Origin of the sequence: Streptomyces sp. NPDC021020, from assembly GCF_044333285.1 — a bacterium.
Lineage (GTDB): Bacteria > Actinomycetota > Actinomycetes > Streptomycetales > Streptomycetaceae > Actinacidiphila.
On record NZ_JBIRQQ010000005.1, the window covers coordinates 226,662 to 245,712 of the forward strand.

Below are 19,051 nucleotides of genomic sequence, written 5' to 3' on the forward strand. Positions count from 1 at the left end.
TACGGCCGAGCGAGGGCTCGGCTGCCCGCCGGGGCCGACCGTTCGTCGTCAAGGAGGGCATCCGATGCTGGCAGCCGTGGGCGCCGTCATTCTCGCCATCGCCTATCTCATCAATGTCACCAGCACGCACACGGACGCGGCGTTCACGCCGTTCAGCCTGCTGATCGCCGGGGTGTTCTTCGTCGCCCTGCACCTGGCCGGGTTCGGCGGTGTCCGATCCACCTCCGGCAGACGCCGCTGGCGGCGCTGAACCGGCCGCCGCGCCCGCGGTCCCGTCAGGGGGCGTCCACCAGGCGGTGGCCGTGGGCGGTGGACAGGGCCTGGACGTCGGGGTCGCCGAAGATGCGGCGGAGGTCGGTGAAGGCGTCGGCCTTGGCGTCGCCGAAGCGGCGGACGGCGGTGGTGTACGCGGCGGGGGTCAGGAACTTGGGGGACGAGCTCTTGCTGTGGAATTTGTCGGCGTACATCACGAGCTGCTCCTCCGGGGACTCCGCCAGGTAGTCGGCGGGCGGGAGGGGGAGGTTCTGCCGGGTGACGTCGTCCTTCGTGAGGCCCACGCCGGTGTGGTGGGAGCAGAAGCGGCACAGGGCCTCGGGGAGGCCCTCGGCGGCGAGGATCTCGTGGCCGAGGAGGCCGTGGCGGATGTAGCCGGCCCTGTCGAAGCCGCCGTCGGCGGTGTGGAGGCGGTAGACGCCGATGTCGTGGACGAGGCAGCCCGCGCGGACGAGGTCGCGGTCGACGGCGGCGGGGGTGCCGCGGGCGGCGAGGGCGTCGAGGAGCTGCTCGGCGATGCGCCAGACGATGACGCAGTGGCCGTGGACGGACTCGAAGGCCTGGGGCGAGGGGGCGTACCGCTCGTGCAGGCGGCGGATGTCCTCGGGAGTGGGGAGGGGCGTGAGGTCGGTCATCGTCCGTCGATTCTCCCGCAGCCGGTGGGCCGCGACTGCCTAGGCTGGGCTGACGGCCGTCGAGCAGGCAGCCGGGCAGGCAGCTGGGCAGGCGGGCAGGCAGGCGGGCGGAGGGGGAGCGGTGGCGGATTCCGAGCGGCGGCGCGAGCTGGCGGAGTTCATCAGGAGCAGGCGGGAGCGGCGCAGCCCCGAGGACGCGGGGCTGCGGGTGGTCGGGCAGCGGCGGACCCCGGGGCTGCGGCGGGAGGAGGTCGCGACCCTCGCGGGCCTCAGCATCACCTGGTACACGTGGCTGGAGCAGGGACGCGAGATCAAGGTCTCGCGGCAGGTGCTCGGCAGCCTCGTCCCCGCGCTCGGGCTCGACACCGTGGAGCGCGACCACCTCTACCGGCTCGCCGGCGAGGTGCCGCCCGCGGACCCGCCCGCCGATCCGCCCGCACCCTCCGGGATACCCCGGCCGTACGAGCTGCTGCTCGCGCACCTGGACCCGAACCCGTCCTTCGTCGTCAACCGCCGCTTCGACGTCCTCGCCTGGAACGCCGGCTGCGAGCTGATCCTCGGCGACCTCGCCGCCCTGCCCGCCGAGCGGCGCAACATCCTGTGGCTCCACTTCACCTCCCCCGAGGCGCGCGCCATGTCCCTGGACTGGGAGGAGGAGGCGGCCCACACCCTCGGCCTCTTCCGCGCCCAGGTCGGCGAGCACATCCTGGACCCCGACGTCGTCGCCCTGCTGCGCGGCCTGGAGCGCGCCAGCCCCGACTTCGGCCGGCTGTGGCGGCGCAAGGACCTGACGCCGTACGTCCCGCAGCCGCGCACCCTCGCCCATCCGCTGCTCGGCCGGGTCACGTTCGAGTACGCCAAGATGCACATCGCGAACGACGACAAGACCGTGGTGTCCTACCTGACCCCGCCCGGCTCCGACCTCGACCGCCGACTGCGCGAGGTGCTCGCGGCACGCGGGCAGGGCGGCTGAGGGGGCGTCAGGACGCGGCGTCCCGGGTGCCCGCCGCCCACCCGGCCAGCGTCTCGAAATCCGCGGAGCGCAGCCCGACCCGCGGGTTGACGTGGTGGAGCAGCGCGGGAGCCGGGTGGTGCCCGGTGACGTACTCCCCGTCCAGGGCGCTCTGTTCGTCGTCGACCCACGCGAAGGGGCGGCCGTCCGCGTGGTCGACGAGCGCGGCCGTCTTCCAGTGGACGCCGTCGGGGCGGTCGGCCAGCAGCGCGTCGCCGAAGTCGACGTACGGCAGCTCGGGCAGGCCCAGGACGGGGGCGATCCACCGGTTGGCGTCGGCCATCCACGTGGTGGCCCACCACAGCTCGTAGTCGAGGTCGAGCAGGGCGGGACCGTGCCAGGGGGCGAGCCATACGCGCAGGGTGCGCCCGGCCAGGGCGGTCCCGTTCGGGCCGACCGTGACCCGGAGGGTGGTGTAGCCGGGCGGGCGGCGCTCGGGCTGCGCGGCGTACGGGTTGAGGGGGCCGTCGACGTCGAGGTAGAGCAGCGGTCGGCTCACGTACGTCATCGTGCCACGGGGGTCGGACAGCGGCGGGGGGGCGCGGGACCCCCCACGCGCCGGGGGCCGGGCCCCGGTTGCGCACCCGGCCCCCGACCCCCGTTCCCGCCGGGCCCCCGTTCCAGTCGACGGCCCCCGTTCCCGCCGCTCAGGCGACCGTGGCGCCGCCGTCCACCGGCAGCACCGTGCCGGTCACGTACGTCGCCCCGATGACGTACGCGATCGCCTCCGCCACGTCCTGCGGCGTACCCACCCGCTTGGCGGGCGTGTCCTTCACGAACTCGGCGAGGGTCGCCTCCCGCGACTCGGCGGGCAGGAAGGACCACCAGGCGGTGTCCACCACACCCGGCGAGACGGCGTTCACCCGTACCGGCGACAGCTCGGCCGCCAGCGGGGAGACGATCCGCTCGATCGCCCCGTTGACCGCCGCCAGCGCCACTGTGCCGGGCAGCGCCGCGCGCGCGGACACGGCGGACACCATCGTCACCGAACCCGTCACCCGCGCCTTCTGCACGGCGTGCAGATAGCCGAAGAGCTTGCCCTCGAACGCGCCCCTGACGTCGGCGAGATCCACCTCCGCCAGCGGCCCGAGGCCCAGCGCGCCCGGGCTGAACGCCAGGACCAGGTGGTCGAAGTCGCCCACCCGCTCGAAGAAGGCGGTCACCGCGCCCGCATCGGTGCCGTCCACCTGCTCGGCCGCGGCCACACGGTCCTTCACCGCCGCGAGGCGCGCCTCGTCGCGCCCGGTGACGATCACCTCCGCGCCCGCCGCCGTCAGCTTCTCCGCTGTCGCCAGCCCTATGCCGGACGTGCCGCCCATGATCACCACACGCATTTTCCGCGCCTTCCGTCGTTCCTCCGTTTGCTCCTCGATCTTCGAAGGCATGGCGGCGGACAACCAGTTGGGAGTTCTGCTGGTGGTCCTGACACCAGGAAGGGCGGGGTCGGGCGGTGTGACGTCAGCGCAGGGCGGCGACCGCCGCGGGGATCTGGGTGGAACCGCCGATCAGCTCCAGCGTCTTCCCGGCGGCCTGCGGTGCGTCCAGCAGCTCGACGAGGACGGCGGCCACGTCGTCGCGCGGCACCGAGCCGCGGCCGGTGCTCGCGGTGAGGGCGACCCGGCCGGTGCCGGGGTCGTCGGTGAGCGAGCCGGGGCGCAGGATCGTCCAGTCCAGGGACGTACGCGACCGGACCGCGTCGTCCGCGGCGCCCTTGGCCCGCAGATACGCCTGGAAGCCCGGGTCCTCGTACGTGGACTGCGCGTCCGCGCCCATCGAGGAGACCACCAGGAAGCGGCGTACGCCGGCGCGTTCGGCGGCGTCGGCGAGCAGGACGGCGGCGTCGCGGTCGACGGTCTGCTTGCGGTCCACGCCGCTGCCCGGGCCCGCGCCCGCAGCGAAGACGGCGGCGTCCGCGCCCGCGAGGGCTGTCGCCACGGATTCGGCGGGCGTGGCCTCCAGGTCCAGCACGACGGGCTGGGCGCCGGCCGCACGCAGGTCGTCGGCCTGGTCGGGATTGCGGATCAGGCCGACCGCGTGGTCGCCCCGGTCGGCTAGCAGGCGTTCCACGCGGCGGGCGATCTGGCCGTGGCCTCCGGCGATGACGATTCGCATGCCTGCGACGGTACGGGGTGGGGCCCCGTCGCGCCGCCGGGCGCGCCGGGGCCCGGCGGCGGCTTGGTCCCTGTCCCCCCGGACGGGGGGCGCGCTTGCGGGGGCCGCGGGTTGCCGCTTGCGGTGGGTTGCGCGGCCTTCTGGCGGTGGGGGTTGTTCGCGCGGTTCCTCGTGCCCCTTGCGCTGCGGGGTGCCTCTCGCGGTGGGTTGCGCGGCCTTCTGGCGGTGGGGGCTTGTCGCGCAGTTCCTCGCGCCCCTTCGCTCCGGGTTGCCGCTTGCGGTGGGTTGCGCGATCTTCTGGCGGTGGGGGTTGTTCGCGCGGTTCCTCGTGCCCCTTGCGCTGCGGGGTGCCTCTCGCGGTGGGTTGCGCGATCTTCTGGCGGTGGGGGTTGTTCGCGCGGTTCCTCGCGCCCCTTGCGCCGCGGGGCGGCTCTCGCGGTGGGGTGCGCGCCTTCTCGCCGTCGGGGCGGACGCGGCCCCTTCGAGCCCCCCGCAGGGGATTGCTCAGGGTTCGCGGTGGGACTGGCGGGGGAGGTCCAGGGCGGGGTCGGTGGAGGTGTCGCAGAATTCGCGGACCGCGCTGGTGCGGGAGACGACGCGGCCGTGGTGGATGACGACGCGGCTGTAGGCGAGGGCGAGCACGCCCTCGACGGATTCGCCGCGCACCGCGAGGAGTTCCGCCGGGAAGCCCGCCTCGACGCGGACCTCGGGGAGTGCGAGGACGGCGCGGGCCCGCGTGCTGATGAGCTCGTACGCGCGCAGCGGCTCGCACTCGCCGTACGAGGCGAGCAGGAACGCCGCTTCCAGCGGGTCGCCGCGGCCGACCGGGTTGGCCAGGTCGGCGAGGGCGCCGCTTCCCGCGGCGACCGGCACTCCCGCGCGGCGCAGCAGCCGTACGGGCGTGTGGAGGCCCGCGGCGCCGCGGCGTACCGTCTCCAGGCCGCCGCAGCCGCCCTGCGGGAGGGCCACGACGGAGACGCCCGCGGCGGCGAGGCGTTCGGCGGCGCGCATTGCCGCGTCACGCGGCAATGTACCGAGCCCGTGGCAAGGGCCGAGCGTGACGCCCGGACGCAGGCCGCCGGCCATCGCGGCGAGGCGCGCGAGGCGGGCGGGGTCGTCGGCGGCGGTGTGCAGGTCGACCGGCACCCCGAACTCCGCCGCGAGCGCGACGACCGCCTCGGCGTGCCCGCTCGGGTCCGGGTCGAGGTCGGGGCAGCCGCCGACCGCGGAGGCGCCCATCTTCAGCGCGTCCCGCAGCACGTCGAGGCCGTCGGCGCCCGCCGCGCCGGTCAGCAACCGGGGGACGGCCACCACCTGGACGTCGATCAGGCCGCGCAGCGCCCGCCGGGCCTGGAGCACCGCTTCGAGGGCGCGCAGCCCGTGCACGTCACCGACCCGCACATGGCTGCGGACGGCGGTCGCGCCGTGCCCGAGCTGGAGGAGCGCTGCCTCGGTGGCGCGGCGCTGGACATCGGCGACGTCGTCGGCGGGCGGGCCCGCGCAGCCCGCGGTGAGGGCGAGGTCCAGATGGGCGTGCGGCTCGGCGGGCGCGGGCAGCAGCAGATAGCCGCGCAGGTCGATACGCGTGCCCGCGCCGGAGCCCTGCCGTGCGGCGGCGCCGGGCGGCCCGGCGAGGCTGCCCGCGGTGCCGACCGCCTCGATCCGCGGGCCGCTCAGCCGTACGTCCACGGTCCGGCCGTCGGTGAGGCGGGCGCCGCACAGCAGCAGGGTGGCGGTCTCGGCGGCGGTGCCGCGCGGGCTGTCGCTCATCGGGCTCCTCCGGTGCCTGGTGCCTCCCGCGGGCCCGCCGGCGCCGCCGGGGACGGAAGAGCGGGGGAAGCAGTGGAGCGGGCGCGGACCACCGGGGCGTCGGGACGACCGGGAAAGGCCGGTCGGAAACGGCCGGTCGGGACGCCCGAGCCGCCGGGACGATCACGCATGGTCGAGCCTAGGGCCACGCCGCGCGCCCGTCCGGTAAGCGGCGTCGGGACACCCGGCACGAGTGCATTACTCGTACTGTCGTACGCATCTTGGGCCGCTCGCCCGTTGGGAGTCGCGGCGCCCTCCTCCACCACTGCCACGCCCCGACAATGTCCGGTGGGGAGGCCGCCGAGGGGGCGCCGAGGGCCCGCCCGGCGCGCCCGGGAGCCGCTGCGCACGCGGTGTCCGCTGAGCCCGATGTGCCCCGCCGGATACGGATTTCACGTATCGCAGCGGACCGTGTAATGTCTTCCTCGCTCGCCCCAATAGCTCAGTCGGTAGAGCGTCTCCATGGTAAGGAGAAGGTCTACGGTTCGATTCCGTATTGGGGCTCTGATGGATCGGTTCCCCGCCCTCGTGGCGGGGGTCGGTTCGTCGAAGCGGCGTAGCTCAGTCGGTAGAGCAAGCGGCTCATAATCGCTGTGTCACCGGTTCAAGTCCGGTCGCCGCTACTCTGCGTAGCCGATTGCGGGATCGGTCCCTCAATCGGCTACTCTTCCTATGTTCAGATACCCGTTCGTCAAGGAGCACTCACGTGGCCGCCACCGACGTCCGCCCGAAGATCACGCTGGCCTGCGTGGAGTGCAAGGAGCGGAACTACATCACCAAGAAGAACCGGCGTAACGACCCGGACCGTCTTGAGATGAAGAAACACTGCCCGCGTTGCAACGCGCACACCGCGCACCGCGAAACGCGCTGACTTCGCCGCCTCTGCGCCGCACCACCAGCAGCACCATCAGGCCGTAACACCGCGAGGCCGTCCCCCGTCGCAGAACAGGGGACGGCCTCGCGGTGCGTCCGGCCCCGGTCGGCAGCGGCGGCGGGGGCGGGGCGTGCGCCCCGGCGTGCACCGGGCCGCGTACGCTGCGGCGCACACCCGTACACCCACACACCGCGCAGCCGCCCGTGCACCCGCGCGCCCCGCGCCCGCCGCGCACCCGCGCGCCCCTCCCGAACACCCGTGATCTGCCGCACACTCCGAGGTGACGATGGCTCTCGACCAGTCCTACGTCGGGCGGACCTACCCGCCCACCCCCGCCTACGAGGTCGGCCGGGAGAAGATCCGCGAATTCGCCGAGGCGATCGGCGACCCCAATCCGGCCTACGTGGACCCGGAGGCTGCCAAGGCCCTCGGCCACCCGGACGTCATCGCGCCGCCCACCTTCGCCTTCGCGATCACCTACAAGGCGGCCGGCGTCGTGATCTCCGACCCGGAGCTGGGCCTGGACTACAGCCGGGTCGTGCACGGCGACCAGAAGTTCGCCTACACCCGCCCGCTGCGGGCCGGTGACCGGCTGACCGTCACGTCCACGATCGAGGCCGTGAAGTCGATGGCCGGCAACGACATCCTGGACGTCCGCGGCGAGGTCCACGACGAGTCGGGCGAGCACATCGTCACCGCCTGGACGAAGCTGGTCGCCCGCGCGGCGGACCCCGAGCAGGGCACCCCCCAGGACGGAGGCGCGTGATGGCCGCGGCCGTGGCGTACGACGAGGTCGAGGTCGGCACCGAGCTGCCCGCACAGAGCTTCCCGGTCACCCGGGCGACGCTCGTGCGGTACGCGGGCGCGTCCGGCGACTTCAACCCGATCCACTGGAACGAGAAGTTCGCCCGCGAGGTCGGGCTGCCGGACGTCATCGCGCACGGCATGTTCACCATGGCCTCGGCGGCCCGTGTGGTCACCGACTGGGCCGGCGACCCGGCCGCGGTCGTCGAGTACGGGGTGCGCTTCACCAAGCCGGTCGTGGTCCCCAACGACGGCGAGGGCGCGCTGATCGAGGTCACGGCCAAGGTCGCCGCCAAGCTGGACGACAACCGGGTGCGCGTGGACCTGACCGCGATGTCGGCCGGCCAGAAGGTGCTGGGCATGGCCCGCGCGGTGGTCCGCCTCGCCTGAGCGTACGGCGGCGCATATTGCCGCGCTGGGGAGCACGCCGGGGAGCGCGCCGGAAGCACGTGTAAGGACCGCCTGCCCATGGCAGGCGGTCCTTACGTTTCGGCCCAACTGCCCCCGCCGTCCTCCCGCGTTGACAAGGTAGTGATTGGCCACTAACTTATGGCCCATGGTCAGGATGAGCGCAGAGGAGCGGCGCGAGAGCGTCGTCCGCGCGGCAATGAGCGAGTTCGCCCACGGCGGCTACCACGGCACGTCGACCCAGGCGATCGCCGACCGGGTGGGCGTGTCGCAGCCGTACCTCTTCCGGCTCTTCCCGAACAAGCAGGCCATCTTCCTCGCCGCCTCCCGCCACTGCATCGAGACGACCACGAAGGTCTTCTCGGACGCGGCGGTCGGCGTGCCCGTCGAAGGGCGGCTGGAAGCGATGGGCAAGGCGTACCAGGCGATGATCCACGCCGACCCCGAGCGCCTGCTGATGCAGATGCAGACGTACGTGGCGGTCGCCGCGGCGGAGGCCGCCGGGGACCGCGCGTTCGGCGAGGAGATCCGCGCGACCTGGATGCAGCTGTGGGAGGCCGTGCGGATCGCGCTCGGCGCCGACGTCAACGAGACCACCCAGTTCTTCGCCTACGGGATGCTCGTCAACACCCTGGTGTCGCTGGGGTTTTCCTCGGGGGACCCGATCTGGGAGGGCTTCTACGAATCCGCCCGTCCGGAGGGTGCGGAGGGGGCGGAGGGCTCGGAGGCTTCTGCGGCCCCGGAGGCTCCGAAGGGCCCGCAGGTCCTGGACTGCCTGGAGGCCCCGTGGCGCCCGGGCTCATCGCAGCACCCGGAGCGCCCGGAGGATTCCGAGTAGCGGCGGCCCGGTCGGGGCCAGGCGCCCCGGGCGGGTTTTTTTCGGCTCTCAAAAGTTAGTCATCGATAACTAACCCATCGGTACCGGTCCATCGGTACCCGTACAGCCCGTACGACATCTCGACAGGGGACGAAGGAGATCAGGGCAATGACCACCGCAGACAGCGCGCGTCCCGCGGACAGCGCACCCACCACGGACAGCACGCCGCCCCGCGGCAAGGCCACGGCAGGCTGGGCCCTGCTGATCACCAGCATCGCGGGCTTCATGGCGTCCCTCGACAACCTCGTCGTCACCACCGCGCTGCCGTCCATCCGCAAGGACCTGGGCGGCGCGCTGTCCGACCTCGAATGGACGGTGAACGCCTACACGCTCACCTTCGCCGTCCTGCTCATGTTCGGCGCGGCGCTCGGCGACCGCTTCGGCCGCCGCAAGCTCTTCGTCACCGGTCTGACGATCTTCACGGTGGCGTCCGCCGCCGCGGCCATGGCGCCCGGCATCAACGAGCTGATCGCGGCCCGCGCGATCCAGGGCGTGGGCGCGGCCATCATGATGCCGCTGACGCTCACGCTGCTGACCGCGGCGATACCGCCCGAGCGCCGCGGCGCCGCCTACGGCATATGGGGCGCGGTCAACGGCATGGCCGTGGTGTCCGGGCCGCTCATCGGCGGCAGCCTGACCGAGCACATCTCGTGGCAGTGGATCTTCTGGCTGAACGTCCCGCTCGGCATACTGCTGCTCCCGCTGGCCCGGCTGCGCCTGGCCGAGTCCACCGCACCCGGCGCCCGGCTGGACGGCCGCGGCACCGCGCTCATCAGCCTCGGCCTGTTCGGCATCGTCTTCGCCCTGGTCAACGCGACCGAGCACGGCTGGACCAGCGCCCGCGTGCTCACCGGCCTGATCGTGGGCGGCGCCCTCGTCCTGGCCTTCGTCCGGCACGGCATGACGGCGCGCCAGCCCATGCTGCCGATGCGCTTCTTCCGCCGCCGCGCCTTCAGCGCGATCAACGCCGCGACCATGCTCATGTTCGTCGGGATGTTCGGCTCGATCTTCCTGCTCAGCCAGTTCCTGCAGACGGTGCTCGGCTACTCGCCCACCGAGGCGGGGCTGCGGATGCTGCCCTGGACGGGCATGCCGATGATCGTCGCGCCCATCGCCGGCTACCTCTCCGACCGCATCGGCGGCCGCCCCGTCGTGGCCGCGGGCCTGGCGCTCCAGGCGATCGGCCTCGGCTGGTTCGCGGTCGTCGCGTCGCCGGACGTCTCGTACGCCACCCAGCTGCCCTCGCTGATCATCTCCGGCATCGGCATGGCCCTGTACTTCCCGGCCTCCACCAGCCTGGGCATGTCCAGCGTCGAGCCGCACGAGCAGGGCGTCGCCTCCGGCGCCAGCAACGCCCTCCGCGAGGTCGGCGGCGCCCTCGGCGTGGCCCTGCTGGGCTCGATCTTCGCCGCGCACGGCGGCTACGCGTCCGGCTCGGCCTTCGTCGACGGCCTCGTCCCCGCCCTGTGGGTCGGCGCCTCCATCCTGGTCGTCGCCTTCCTCGCCGCCCTCGCCCTCCCCCGCCGCCGCTCGACCGCCACCCCCCTCGCGCAGGGCGCCCCCACCCCCGCCTCCCTCCAGAAGGTCGGCTGACCTCCACCCCTCCCCGCACGCGGGCGGCCGGGATCCCCCCGGCCGCCCGCGCGCGTACCGGAGCGAAAGGCCGTGTACGCAGGTCAGCCCGACGGGATACGATCCGCGCACCGTCGGCCCGCACGTTGGCCGGCTCGTGTCCTGTGGGGGGACCATGAGTTTCCGGCTCCGGGCCGCCGGCGTCTTCGCGCTGCTGATCGGCTTCTTCCTGATGGGCATCGCCCTCCTCGCCGCGATGGCGGCACTCGACTGGGTGCTGGCGGCCCACCGCGAGGACGGCCAGGGCTCCGCCTACAAGGGCGCCTTCATGGTCATGACCGTGCTCGCGGCCGCCGGGATCCTGCGCGGCATGTACGCCTTCCTGCGGGCCGGCCGGCTCGGCACCCCGGACGGCGTGGCTGTCACCCAGCAGGACGAGCCCGAACTGTGGGCGGAGGTGCGGGCCGTCGCGGACGGGCTCGGCGAGCGGCCGCCGCAGGAGCTGTACCTGACCTTCGACGTCAACGCGTCCGTGGCCGAGCAGAGCAGGCTGCTCGGGCTGCTGCCCGGACGGCGCCGGCTGACGGTGGGCGTGCCGCTGCTCGTCGGCCTGGACCGGGCGGAGCTGCGGTCGGTGCTCGCCCACGAGTTCGGCCACTACACCAACGGCGACACCCGGCTCGGCGCGGCCGCGCTGCGCGGGCGGGCCGCGATGGTGCACACCGTGCGGATCTTCAGCCGCGACCTGGTGTGGTTCGACCGCGTCGTCGGAGCGATCTACCTCGGCTATGCGCGGATGTACCTGCGCAGGTCCTTCGCCCTCTCCCGCGAGCAGGAACTCGCCGCCGACCGTGTCGCCGCCGGGCTCGCAGGAGGCGCCGCCACGGCCGCGGCGCTGCGTGCGGTGCCCGTACTCGACGCTGCCCACACGTACTACCTGGAGACGTACGCGACCATGGGCGCTCCCCTCCGCGCGCTGCCGCCTGCCGGGGAGCTCTACGGGGGCTTCCGGCGGATGGCCGCCGCCCGGCCCGGCGAGCGGCTGGCCGCACTCGCCGAGGGGCGGCGCCCGAAGCCGCCGCACACGTACGACACGCACCCCCCGGTCGCCGAGCGCCTCGCCCGCCTCGAAGCGCTGCCCGCACCGGACGCGGCCCCCGCTACGGCCGAACCCGGGCCCGCGGCCGTGCTGCTGCGCGACCCCGAGCGCGTCCTCGCCGCGCTCGAACCGCCCGTGCCCGCCGACGTGCCCCGCCTGAGCTGGGACGACCTCGTCCTGGCCCGGGCCGCCCACGACGCCGAGGACTTCTCCCGCCCGCTGCGCCGGGCCGTCGCCCGGATGCGGCGCACCGGGCCGGACGCGGAGCTGCCCGGCCTCGAAGAGGTGCTGGACGCCTTCGACGAGGGGCTGCTGTGGGCGGGGATCTCCGACCGCATGCCGCGCCCCGAGTCGGCCGCCCGGCTCGCCGGCCCGTCCGCCCGCAACTACCTGCGCCCCGCGGTCTTCGACGCCCTCGCGGGCATGGTCCAGCTCCGGCTGCTGGCCGCGGGACAGGCCGTCCCGCACATCGCCTGGGCCGGCACTCCCGGCATAGGCCTCCCCGGCGCGTGGGAGAAGGGCTTGGACGCGGCCCTCGACGCGGCGACCTCCGACACCCCCGACACCAAGCCCCTGCGCGCCCTCCTCGCCGAGCCCGCGCCGGCGCCCGCGTCGGCGTAGCGGACCGGCCGGGCGGCCCCACGCGGGGGGCGGTCATAAGCTGGGGGCGTGACATCTGACGTTCTCGCCCCGTACACGACCCTTCGGCTCGGGGGGCCCGCTCGGCGGCTGGTTGCCGCGGTGACGGATGACGAGTTGGTCGGTGCCGTGCGGGAGGCGGACGCGCGGGGGGAGCCGGTGCTGCTGCTGGGCGGGGGGAGCAACCTGGTCGTGTCGGACGACGGGTTTCCCGGGACGGCCGTGCGGATCGCCACGCAGGGGGTCGAGCTGCGGGGGAATGTGCTGGAGCTGGCCGCGGGTGAGGTGTGGAGCGACGCGGTGGCCGCGACCGTGCGGGCGGGGCTGGCCGGGGTGGAGTGCCTGGCCGGGATCCCGGGGTCCGCGGGGGCCACGCCGATCCAGAACGTCGGGGCGTACGGGCAGGAGGTCTCCAGCACGATCACGCAGGTCGTGGCCTACGACCGGCGGGCCGGGGAGACGGTCACGCTCGACAACCGGGAGTGCGGGTTCTCCTACCGCAGCAGCCGCTTCAAGGAGGAGCCCGAGCGCTTCGTCGTCCTGCGGGTGCGCTTCGCGCTGGAGGCCGCCGCGGGAATGTCCGCGCCGCTGAAATACGCCGAGACCGCCCGCGCGCTGGGCGTGGCCGTCGGGGAGCGGGTGCCGCTGGAGAAGGCCAGCGCGACCGTGCTGGCGCTGCGGGCCGGCAAGGGCATGGTCCTCGACGCGGCCGACCACGACACCTGGTCGGCCGGCTCGTTCTTCACCAACCCGGTGCTGACCGCCGCCGCCTTCGCCGCCTTCCTGGACCGCGTGCACGACCGCCTCGGCCCCGACGCGGCCCCGCCCGCCTACCCGGCGGGCGAGGGCACCAAGACCAGCGCGGCCTGGCTCATCGACAAGGCGGGCTTCACCAAGGGCTACGGCACCGGCCCGGCCCGCATCTCCGGCAAGCACACCCTGGCCCTCACCAACCGGGGCTCGGCCACCACCGCGGACCTGCTGGCGCTGGCCCGCGAGGTGCGCGACGGCGTGCACGCCGCCTTCGGCGTGACGCTCGTCAACGAGCCCGTCATGGTCGGGGTCGCGCTCTGACCCCCGGAATCCGCCCTAACCCCCGGGAGGCGGCTCCGCCAGCCACGCGTCGATGCCCTCCAGAAGCCCCTGACGGACCTCCTGCGGGGCGCGCGAGGCACGGACGGACTGGCGGGCCAGTTCGGCCAACTCCGCGTCCGTGAAGGCGTGCACGTCGCGCGCGATCTCGTACTGCGCCGCGAGCCGCGAGCCGAAGAGCAGCGGGTCGTCGGCGCCGAGGGCGAGCGGCACACCCGCGTCGTACAGCGTGCGCAGCGGGACGTCCTCGGGCTTGTCGTAGACGCCGAGGGCGACGTTGGAGGCCGGGCAGACCTCGCACGTGACGCCCGTGTCGGCGAGCCGGCGCACCAGGTGCGGGTCCTCGGCGGCGCGCACGCCGTGGCCGACGCGCTGCGCGTGCAGGTCGTCCAGGCAGTCGCGGACGCTCGCGGGCCCGGCCAGCTCGCCGCCGTGCGGGGCCGCGAGCAGCCCGCCCTCCCGGGCGATGGCGAAGGCGCGGTCGAAGTCGCGGGCCAGGCCCCGGCGTTCGTCGTTGGACAGGCCGAAGCCGACGACCCCCTGGTCGGTGTAGCGGACCGCGAGCCGGGCCAGCGTACGGGCGTCCAACGGGTGCTTCATGCGGTTGGCGGCGACGACCACCGCCATGCCCACGCCGGTGTCCCGCGAGGCGGTGTGCACCGCGTCGAGGATCACCTCAAGAGTGGGGATCAGGCCGCCGAGCCGGGGCGCGTACGACGTCGGGTCGACCTGGATCTCCAGCCAGCCGGAGCCGTCCGCGGCGTCCTCCTGGGCCGCCTCGCGCACCAGCCGGTGGATGTCGTCGGGGGTGCGCAGGCAGCTGCGGGCGGCGTCGTAGAGCCGCTGGAAGCGGAACCAGCCGCGCTCGTCGGTGGCCCGCAGCTTGGGCGGCTCGCCCGAGGTCAGTGCGTCGGGCAGCCGGACGCCGTCCCGGTCGGCCAGCTCCAGCAGGGTCGCGGGGCGCATGGAGCCGGTGAAATGCAGGTGCAGGTGGGCTTTGGGGAGCTTGCGGACATCCCGGCGGCCGGGACCGCCCCCCGACGTACGTACATCGCGTGCCATCCCAAGATCCTGCCAAACGCGAGCCCCCGCTCGGAACCGGATTCTCCGAACGGGGGCTTGCCCGAATGCATCATCGGGCCGGATCGCGGGTACGGGCGGGCGGGTACGGGCGGACGCGGGCGCGTCAGTCCCGCGCTTCGCCCAGCAGCTTCTGCAGCCGCGAGATGCCCTCGACCAGGTCGTCGTCGCCCAGCGCGTAGCTGAGCCGCAGGTAGCCCGGAGTGCCGAAGGCCTCGCCCGGGACGACGGCGACCTCGGCCTCGTCCAGGATCAGGGCGGCCAGCTCCACGCTGCTCGCGGGCCGCTTGCCGCGGATCTCCTTGCCGAGCAGGCCCTTGACCGACGGGTAGACGTAGAAGGCACCCTCGGGCGTCGGGCACACCAGGCCGTCGATCTCGTTGAGCATCCGCACGATCGTGCCGCGGCGCCGGTCGAAGGCGGTGCGCATGTCGGCGACGGCGTCCAGGTCGCCGCTGACGGCGGTCAGGGCGGCGGCCTGCGCCACGTTGTTGACGTTCGAGGTGGCGTGCGACTGGAGGTTCGTCGCGGCCTTGACGATGTCCTTGGGGCCGATGATCCACCCCACCCGCCAGCCGGTCATGGCGTACGTCTTGGCCACGCCGTTGACGACGATGCACTTCTCCCGCAGCTGCGGTACGACCTGCGGCATCGAGGTGAAGACGGTGTCGCCGTAGACCAGGTGCTCGTAGATCTCGTCGGTGAGCACCCACAGGCCGTGCTCGACGGCCCAGCGGCCGATCGCCTCGGTCTCGGCCGGGCTGTAGACCGCGCCGGTCGGGTTGGACGGCGACACGAAGAGCACCACCTTGGTGCGCGCGGTGCGGGCCGCCTCCAACTGCTCCACCGTGACCCGGTAGCCCGTCGTCTCGTCCGCGACGACCTCGACCGGCACGCCGCCCGCGAGCCGGATCGACTCGGGGTAGGTGGTCCAGTACGGAGCGGGCACGATGACCTCGTCGCCCGGGTCGAGCACCGCGGCGAAGGCCTCGTAGATCGCCTGCTTGCCGCCGTTGGTGACCAGCACCTGCGAGGCGTCGACCTCGTAGCCGGAGTCGCGCAGCGTCTTCGCGGCGATGGCGGCCTTGAGCTCGGGCAGCCCGCCGGCGGGCGTGTACCGGTGGAACTTCGGATTGCGGCAGGCCTCGACGGCGGCGTCGACGATGTAGCCGGGCGTCGGGAAGTCCGGCTCTCCTGCGCCGAAGCCGATCACCGGGCGCCCGGCGGCCTTGAGGGCCTTGGCCTTGGCATCGACGGCGAGGGTGGCGGACTCGGAGATCGCACCGACACGGACCGACACGCGCCGGTCGGTCGCCGGTGGTACTGGGGGAGTGGCTGCGCTCATACCTGCATCGTCCCAGACACCAACCGCCCCCGGCACCGGGGTTTGGGGGCCGGAAAACGCGTTCGGAGGCAATCCGAGGCAAGGCGTTCGACGAGATGCCTCCGAGCACGTACACTCAACGCTCGATGGCCTCCCGGCGATGTCGCCTGCGGTACGTTGGGAGTGTCTGTCGAAGGGTCGTAGCTCAATTGGTAGAGCACTGGTCTCCAAAACCAGCGGTTGGGGGTTCAAGTCCCTCCGGCCCTGCTCCACACGTCCTCCCCGGACGTGGGCAGGCAGATGCAGGCAATAGGCACTCGCCGTACCGCGCGACGGGCGCGGCACGGCCACGACCCGGAGTCAGGTGAGGACGAGTGACTGAGATCACGGACTCCATCGAGGTCCCTGAGCCTGACGCGTCTCAGGACGACAGCGACGCCGAGAAGAAGCCCCGCCGCGGTGGCAAGCGCGCGAAGAAGGGGCCGCTCGGCCGCCTCGCGCTCTTCTACCGCCAGATCGTCGCGGAGCTCCGCAAGGTCGTCTGGCCCACGCGCGGCGATCTGACCACGTACACCACTGTGGTGATTGTCTTCGTTGTGGTCGTCATCGCGTTCGTGAGCGTGGTTGACTGGGGTTTCAGCAAGCTCGTTTCCGCCGTTTTCGGCTGAGCCGTCCGCTCTTGCCGGGCCGGTTTCGGGCCGGGTTCCGCGTCCCGCCTGTCCGCGCGGAGGGCGCCGGGCGCTGGTCGCCCCGCCCGCAGTGCCACCCTTGAAGTCAGGAAGAAGCTGTCACCGTGTCTGACCCGAACGTGTACGACGCCGACGAGTCCGTCGAGGGCGAGGAAGCCGCACTCGACGCCGTCGAGGCCGCCGAGGAGCCCGCCGACGCGCAGGACCCGGCCGAGTCCGAGTCGGCGGAGGACGCGGCGGACGCGGACGCCGAGGGCGAGGACGAGGCGGAGGACGCCGAGGAGTCGGACGCCGAAGAGGCCGAGGACGCTGCCGAAGAGGACGCTTCCGACGAGGCCGAGGCCGAGGCCGACGAGGCGGGCGACACCGAGGAGCCGGCCGCTCCGGTCGACCCCGTGGCCGCCTTCCGCGAGGAGCTGCGCACGCTCCCCGGCGAGTGGTACGTGATCCACACCTACGCCGGGTACGAGAACCGGGTGAAGTCCAACCTGGAGCAGCGTGCCGTCTCGCTGAACGTCGAGGAGTACATCTACCAGGCGGAGGTCCCGCAGGAGGAAGTCGTTCAGATCAAGAACGGCGACCGCAAGACCATCCGGCAGAACAAGCTCCCCGGCTACGTCCTGGTCCGCATGGACCTGACGAACGAGTCCTGGGGCGTTGTCCGCAACACCCCCGGCGTCACGGGCTTCGTCGGCAACGCCTACGACCCCTACCCGCTGACCCTGGACGAGATCGTCAAGATGCTCGCCCCCGAGGTCGAGGCGGCCGCCGAGGCCGCGGCCATCGCCGAGGGCACCGCGGTCCCGCGCAAGATCGAGGTCCAGGTCCTGGACTTCGAGGTCGGCGACTCCGTCACCGTCACCGACGGCCCCTTCGCCACCCTCCAGGCCACGATCAACGAGATCAACCCCGACTCGAAGAAGGTCAAGGGCCTCGTCGAGATCTTCGGCCGCGAGACCCCGGTCGAGCTCAGCTTCGACCAGATCCAGAAGAACTAGCTTCTCGTACGACCGAGCCCCTGCCCCCGCTCAAGGGGGGCAGGGGCTCGGTCGTGTGCGGAAAGCGCCGCCGGTCAGTCGTTGGCGTTCAGAAGGGGGAGGTAGCCGGCGGAGTGGCCGGTGGCGGTGGGGTGGTAGGACTCCCAGCTCGGGGAGATGACGAGGGAGTGCAGGTAGTCGTCACCCGAGCAGAGCTCGTGGCCCTTGAAGGTGCTGCGCACGTCGCCGAAGGCGAAGCCGTGGGAGGCCGCGACCGAGGCGATCGTGGTGTCCAGGACGTCCGCGGCCTCGTTTATCTTCTGGTGCTTGGTGTCGCTGAGGCCGACGCAGATCCACGCCGACAGGTCGTACATGTCCGGGTAGCCGAGGACGACGACCTTCGCGTTGGGCGCCTTGGCGCGGATCGCGTTGTAGGTGGTGTTCAGGCGGCCGGGCAGGGTGTTGCGGATGTACGTCTCGGCCGTGTTGATCCGGCTGACGCACGTGCTGTCGGAGCCGGTCACGCAGGTGGTCATGGCGTCGGCGAAGCCCGCGTCGTTGCCGCCGATGGTGAGGGAGACCAGGCCGGTGGAGGAGTTCAGCCCGCCGAGCTGGCTGTTGGTCACATCCGTGGTGACCGCGCCGGAACAGGCGGCGAAGGTGAACGAGGACGGGCTGTGGGCGGCGGCCCACAGCGCGGGGTAGGCGCTGTTGCTGCGGTGGCAGTCGCCACTGGAGCTGATGTAGTTTCCGGCGCCGTTCCCGGCGGAGTACGAGTCCCCGAGCGCGACGTAGGCGGGCCCGGCCGCCTGTGCCGGGCCGGAGAAGACCAGCGCCGCCGTCAGGGCGGACGCCAGCGCGGTAAGAGCGGTGAGGGGCCTGCTCAGCTTCACGGAACCTCCTGGGTGAGGGCTTCCTGCAGCACTTTGGTACCAGCCGGTAGGTAGCCACGGGAAGTGTCCATGCCAAAAATTCTTCCCGCGTAGACCAGAACTTCAGGTTCCGCTACGGCGGTTGACGGTGACACGGGTGCAACTCGTGCTTCTCGGGGGCAATCTGAGGCAGCGACAGCAAGCGTACCGCTCGTGACCGCGCGGCTACCCGGAGTGGCGCCCGGAGGCAGCGGAAAGGGCGGACCCCGCGGTGTGCGGAGTCCGCCCGTCGTGCTCGCTCAGGAAGGGGAGGTGGTGGCTACTGGGGGGCGCTGACCGTGGCCCTGCCCGTGCCGTAGTCGGTCGCGGTCTTGCTCGCCCGGACGGTGACGTACCCGCCGACCGTCGCGGTGGAGGGGATGTGCAGGTCGATGTGGAATTGCCCGGCGGTCGGTGTGCACATGAGGAATTCGACGTCGAAAACGCACGACGAAGGGTCCCAGGTGAGGGTGTCGAATTTCGCGCCGAAACCCGCGGTCACGGTGGTGAGGCTGATTTGCAGCGGGGTGTCGTCCGGTGCAGTGACATTGATGGTGGCGAACGAACCCGCGGGAATTACCGTGTCCTCCACGGTGATCCCCGCGGTGGTCGGCGCGGTGGAAGCCGAGGCCGGACTGGTGCTGGAGAGCTGGGTGGCCGCCACGGCCACGCCTGCGGCGGCGAGCGCGACAAGGCGGCTCTTCGAGGGGCTCAGGAGAATACGACGCATACCAAACCCTTTTTTCCGGGAATGTTGGAACGAGCCTATCGGATTTCGCCGGTGCGGCCCACCGGTTTTTCCGGGGAACCGGAATCCGGAATTTCGCTCGGGGAGGGCCGGCAATTCTCCGGCGACATCCGGGC

At 72.8% G+C, this 19,051-nt stretch carries 19 protein-coding genes, 3 tRNA genes and 1 pseudogene; 14 read left to right on the forward strand and 9 right to left on the reverse strand.

Features of this window, described 5'->3' with window-relative positions:
- The first annotated feature begins 64 nt into the window (after nucleotides 1-64).
- Nucleotides 65-250 carry a hypothetical protein gene (locus tag ACH4SL_RS16145; RefSeq protein WP_398445754.1) on the forward strand — a complete coding sequence of 62 codons (186 nt, stop codon included), beginning with the start codon at nucleotides 65-67 and terminating at the stop codon, nucleotides 248-250.
- A 25-nt stretch (nucleotides 251-275) separates the two neighbouring features.
- Here the strand turns inward: ACH4SL_RS16145 and ACH4SL_RS16150 are convergent, their stop codons facing one another.
- Nucleotides 276-908, reverse strand: coding sequence for an HD domain-containing protein (locus ACH4SL_RS16150; RefSeq protein ID WP_398445756.1), 633 nt, complete (start codon nucleotides 906-908; stop codon nucleotides 276-278).
- Nucleotides 909-1,029: 121 nt separating this feature from the next.
- Here ACH4SL_RS16150 and ACH4SL_RS16155 point away from each other — a divergent pair, with 121 nt between their 5' ends.
- Complete coding sequence (locus ACH4SL_RS16155; RefSeq protein ID WP_398445758.1) at nucleotides 1,030-1,881, forward strand: helix-turn-helix transcriptional regulator; 852 nt, start codon at nucleotides 1,030-1,032, stop codon at nucleotides 1,879-1,881.
- Between the two features lie 7 nt (nucleotides 1,882-1,888).
- On the opposite strand, the gene ACH4SL_RS16160 is transcribed toward ACH4SL_RS16155, so the two are convergent.
- The 4 genes from ACH4SL_RS16160 to ACH4SL_RS16175 all read right to left on the reverse strand — a co-directional run bounded on the left by ACH4SL_RS16160 (nucleotide 1,889) and on the right by ACH4SL_RS16175 (nucleotide 5,802).
- Complete coding sequence (locus ACH4SL_RS16160; RefSeq protein ID WP_398445760.1) at nucleotides 1,889-2,419, reverse strand: hypothetical protein; 531 nt, start codon at nucleotides 2,417-2,419, stop codon at nucleotides 1,889-1,891.
- Nucleotides 2,420-2,567: 148 nt separating this feature from the next.
- Nucleotides 2,568-3,254, reverse strand: coding sequence for an SDR family oxidoreductase (locus ACH4SL_RS16165; protein ID WP_398445762.1), 687 nt, complete (start codon nucleotides 3,252-3,254; stop codon nucleotides 2,568-2,570).
- 124 nt (nucleotides 3,255-3,378) lie between these two features.
- Nucleotides 3,379-4,032, reverse strand: a complete 654-nt coding sequence (locus ACH4SL_RS16170; RefSeq protein WP_398445764.1) for an NAD(P)H-binding protein — start codon at nucleotides 4,030-4,032, stop codon at nucleotides 3,379-3,381.
- A gap of 504 nt (nucleotides 4,033-4,536) precedes the next feature.
- Entirely contained in the window at nucleotides 4,537-5,802 is a 1,266-nt protein-coding gene (locus ACH4SL_RS16175; RefSeq protein WP_398445766.1) for an amidohydrolase family protein, read from the reverse strand.
- Nucleotides 5,803-6,272: 470 nt separating this feature from the next.
- On the opposite strand from ACH4SL_RS16175, the gene ACH4SL_RS16180 reads away from it, so the two are divergent.
- From ACH4SL_RS16180 to ACH4SL_RS16220, 9 genes and pseudogenes are all read left to right on the forward strand, one after another.
- A tRNA-Thr gene (locus ACH4SL_RS16180) sits at nucleotides 6,273-6,345 on the forward strand.
- Nucleotides 6,346-6,391: 46 nt separating this feature from the next.
- Nucleotides 6,392-6,464 (forward strand) — tRNA-Met (locus tag ACH4SL_RS16185).
- A gap of 83 nt (nucleotides 6,465-6,547) precedes the next feature.
- Nucleotides 6,548-6,712: a 50S ribosomal protein L33 gene (rpmG, locus tag ACH4SL_RS16190; RefSeq protein ID WP_004571794.1), complete on the forward strand. Its 165-nt coding sequence runs from the start codon at nucleotides 6,548-6,550 to the stop codon at nucleotides 6,710-6,712.
- Between the two features lie 289 nt (nucleotides 6,713-7,001).
- A complete protein-coding gene (locus ACH4SL_RS16195) occupies nucleotides 7,002-7,481 on the forward strand; it encodes a MaoC family dehydratase N-terminal domain-containing protein (protein WP_398445768.1) in 480 nt (159 codons plus the stop codon).
- Complete coding sequence (locus tag ACH4SL_RS16200; RefSeq protein WP_398445770.1) at nucleotides 7,481-7,909, forward strand: MaoC family dehydratase; 429 nt, start codon at nucleotides 7,481-7,483, stop codon at nucleotides 7,907-7,909. The genes ACH4SL_RS16195 and ACH4SL_RS16200 overlap by 1 nt, the downstream gene beginning before the upstream one ends.
- A gap of 166 nt (nucleotides 7,910-8,075) precedes the next feature.
- Nucleotides 8,076-8,630, forward strand: a pseudogene (locus ACH4SL_RS16205) (TetR/AcrR family transcriptional regulator); the annotation flags it as partial.
- Between the two features lie 282 nt (nucleotides 8,631-8,912).
- Nucleotides 8,913-10,397 carry an MFS transporter gene (locus ACH4SL_RS16210; protein WP_398445772.1) on the forward strand — a complete coding sequence of 495 codons (1,485 nt, stop codon included), beginning with the start codon at nucleotides 8,913-8,915 and terminating at the stop codon, nucleotides 10,395-10,397.
- Between the two features lie 154 nt (nucleotides 10,398-10,551).
- Entirely contained in the window at nucleotides 10,552-12,096 is a 1,545-nt protein-coding gene (locus ACH4SL_RS16215) for a M48 family metalloprotease (RefSeq protein ID WP_398445774.1), read from the forward strand.
- A gap of 48 nt (nucleotides 12,097-12,144) precedes the next feature.
- Nucleotides 12,145-13,188: a UDP-N-acetylmuramate dehydrogenase gene (locus tag ACH4SL_RS16220; RefSeq protein ID WP_398445776.1), complete on the forward strand. Its 1,044-nt coding sequence runs from the start codon at nucleotides 12,145-12,147 to the stop codon at nucleotides 13,186-13,188.
- Nucleotides 13,189-13,203: 15 nt separating this feature from the next.
- Here the strand turns inward: ACH4SL_RS16220 and ACH4SL_RS16225 are convergent, their stop codons facing one another.
- Both ACH4SL_RS16225 and ACH4SL_RS16230 read right to left on the reverse strand, forming a co-directional pair.
- Nucleotides 13,204-14,268 carry an adenosine deaminase gene (locus tag ACH4SL_RS16225; protein WP_398445778.1) on the reverse strand — a complete coding sequence of 355 codons (1,065 nt, stop codon included), beginning with the start codon at nucleotides 14,266-14,268 and terminating at the stop codon, nucleotides 13,204-13,206.
- Between the two features lie 124 nt (nucleotides 14,269-14,392).
- A complete protein-coding gene (locus ACH4SL_RS16230; RefSeq protein WP_398445780.1) occupies nucleotides 14,393-15,631 on the reverse strand; it encodes a pyridoxal phosphate-dependent aminotransferase in 1,239 nt (412 codons plus the stop codon).
- Between the two features lie 173 nt (nucleotides 15,632-15,804).
- On the opposite strand from ACH4SL_RS16230, the gene ACH4SL_RS16235 reads away from it, so the two are divergent.
- The 3 genes from ACH4SL_RS16235 to nusG all read left to right on the forward strand — a co-directional run bounded on the left by ACH4SL_RS16235 (nucleotide 15,805) and on the right by nusG (nucleotide 17,297).
- Nucleotides 15,805-15,877, forward strand: a tRNA-Trp gene (locus ACH4SL_RS16235).
- Nucleotides 15,878-15,993: 116 nt separating this feature from the next.
- Complete coding sequence (gene secE / locus ACH4SL_RS16240; protein WP_398446638.1) at nucleotides 15,994-16,278, forward strand: preprotein translocase subunit SecE; 285 nt, start codon at nucleotides 15,994-15,996, stop codon at nucleotides 16,276-16,278.
- Nucleotides 16,279-16,403: 125 nt separating this feature from the next.
- On the forward strand, nucleotides 16,404-17,297 hold the full coding sequence (nusG, locus tag ACH4SL_RS16245) for a transcription termination/antitermination protein NusG (RefSeq protein WP_398445782.1): 894 nt from the start codon (nucleotides 16,404-16,406) through the stop codon (nucleotides 17,295-17,297).
- Between the two features lie 74 nt (nucleotides 17,298-17,371).
- Here nusG and ACH4SL_RS16250 read toward each other — a convergent pair whose 3' ends face one another.
- The gene (locus ACH4SL_RS16250; RefSeq protein WP_398445785.1) at nucleotides 17,372-18,169 is read right to left on the reverse strand and encodes an SGNH/GDSL hydrolase family protein; all 798 of its coding nucleotides are present in this window, start codon (nucleotides 18,167-18,169) and stop codon (nucleotides 17,372-17,374) included.
- Nucleotides 18,170-18,467: 298 nt separating this feature from the next.
- A complete protein-coding gene (locus ACH4SL_RS16255) occupies nucleotides 18,468-18,917 on the reverse strand; it encodes a hypothetical protein (protein ID WP_398445787.1) in 450 nt (149 codons plus the stop codon).
- Between the last annotated feature and the right edge of the window lie 134 nt (nucleotides 18,918-19,051).

What these genes read in the sequence shown, in the direction of transcription:
- ACH4SL_RS16145 (WP_398445754.1), top strand. Translation starts at nt 65, where the DNA reads ATGCTGGCAGCCGTGGGCGCCGTCATTCTCGCCATCGCCTATCTCATC.
- ACH4SL_RS16150 (WP_398445756.1), bottom strand. Translation starts at nt 908, where the DNA reads ATGACCGACCTCACGCCCCTCCCCACTCCCGAGGACATCCGCCGCCTG.
- ACH4SL_RS16165 (WP_398445762.1), bottom strand. Translation starts at nt 3,254, where the DNA reads ATGCGTGTGGTGATCATGGGCGGCACGTCCGGCATAGGGCTGGCGACA.
- ACH4SL_RS16170 (WP_398445764.1), bottom strand. Translation starts at nt 4,032, where the DNA reads ATGCGAATCGTCATCGCCGGAGGCCACGGCCAGATCGCCCGCCGCGTG.
- ACH4SL_RS16175 (WP_398445766.1), bottom strand. Translation starts at nt 5,802, where the DNA reads ATGAGCGACAGCCCGCGCGGCACCGCCGCCGAGACCGCCACCCTGCTG.
- ACH4SL_RS16195 (WP_398445768.1), top strand. Translation starts at nt 7,002, where the DNA reads ATGGCTCTCGACCAGTCCTACGTCGGGCGGACCTACCCGCCCACCCCC.
- ACH4SL_RS16200 (WP_398445770.1), top strand. Translation starts at nt 7,481, where the DNA reads ATGGCCGCGGCCGTGGCGTACGACGAGGTCGAGGTCGGCACCGAGCTG.
- ACH4SL_RS16210 (WP_398445772.1), top strand. Translation starts at nt 8,913, where the DNA reads ATGACCACCGCAGACAGCGCGCGTCCCGCGGACAGCGCACCCACCACG.
- ACH4SL_RS16215 (WP_398445774.1), top strand. Translation starts at nt 10,552, where the DNA reads ATGAGTTTCCGGCTCCGGGCCGCCGGCGTCTTCGCGCTGCTGATCGGC.
- ACH4SL_RS16225 (WP_398445778.1), bottom strand. Translation starts at nt 14,268, where the DNA reads ATGGCACGCGATGTACGTACGTCGGGGGGCGGTCCCGGCCGCCGGGAT.
- ACH4SL_RS16230 (WP_398445780.1), bottom strand. Translation starts at nt 15,631, where the DNA reads ATGAGCGCAGCCACTCCCCCAGTACCACCGGCGACCGACCGGCGCGTG.
- ACH4SL_RS16255 (WP_398445787.1), bottom strand. Translation starts at nt 18,917, where the DNA reads ATGCGTCGTATTCTCCTGAGCCCCTCGAAGAGCCGCCTTGTCGCGCTC.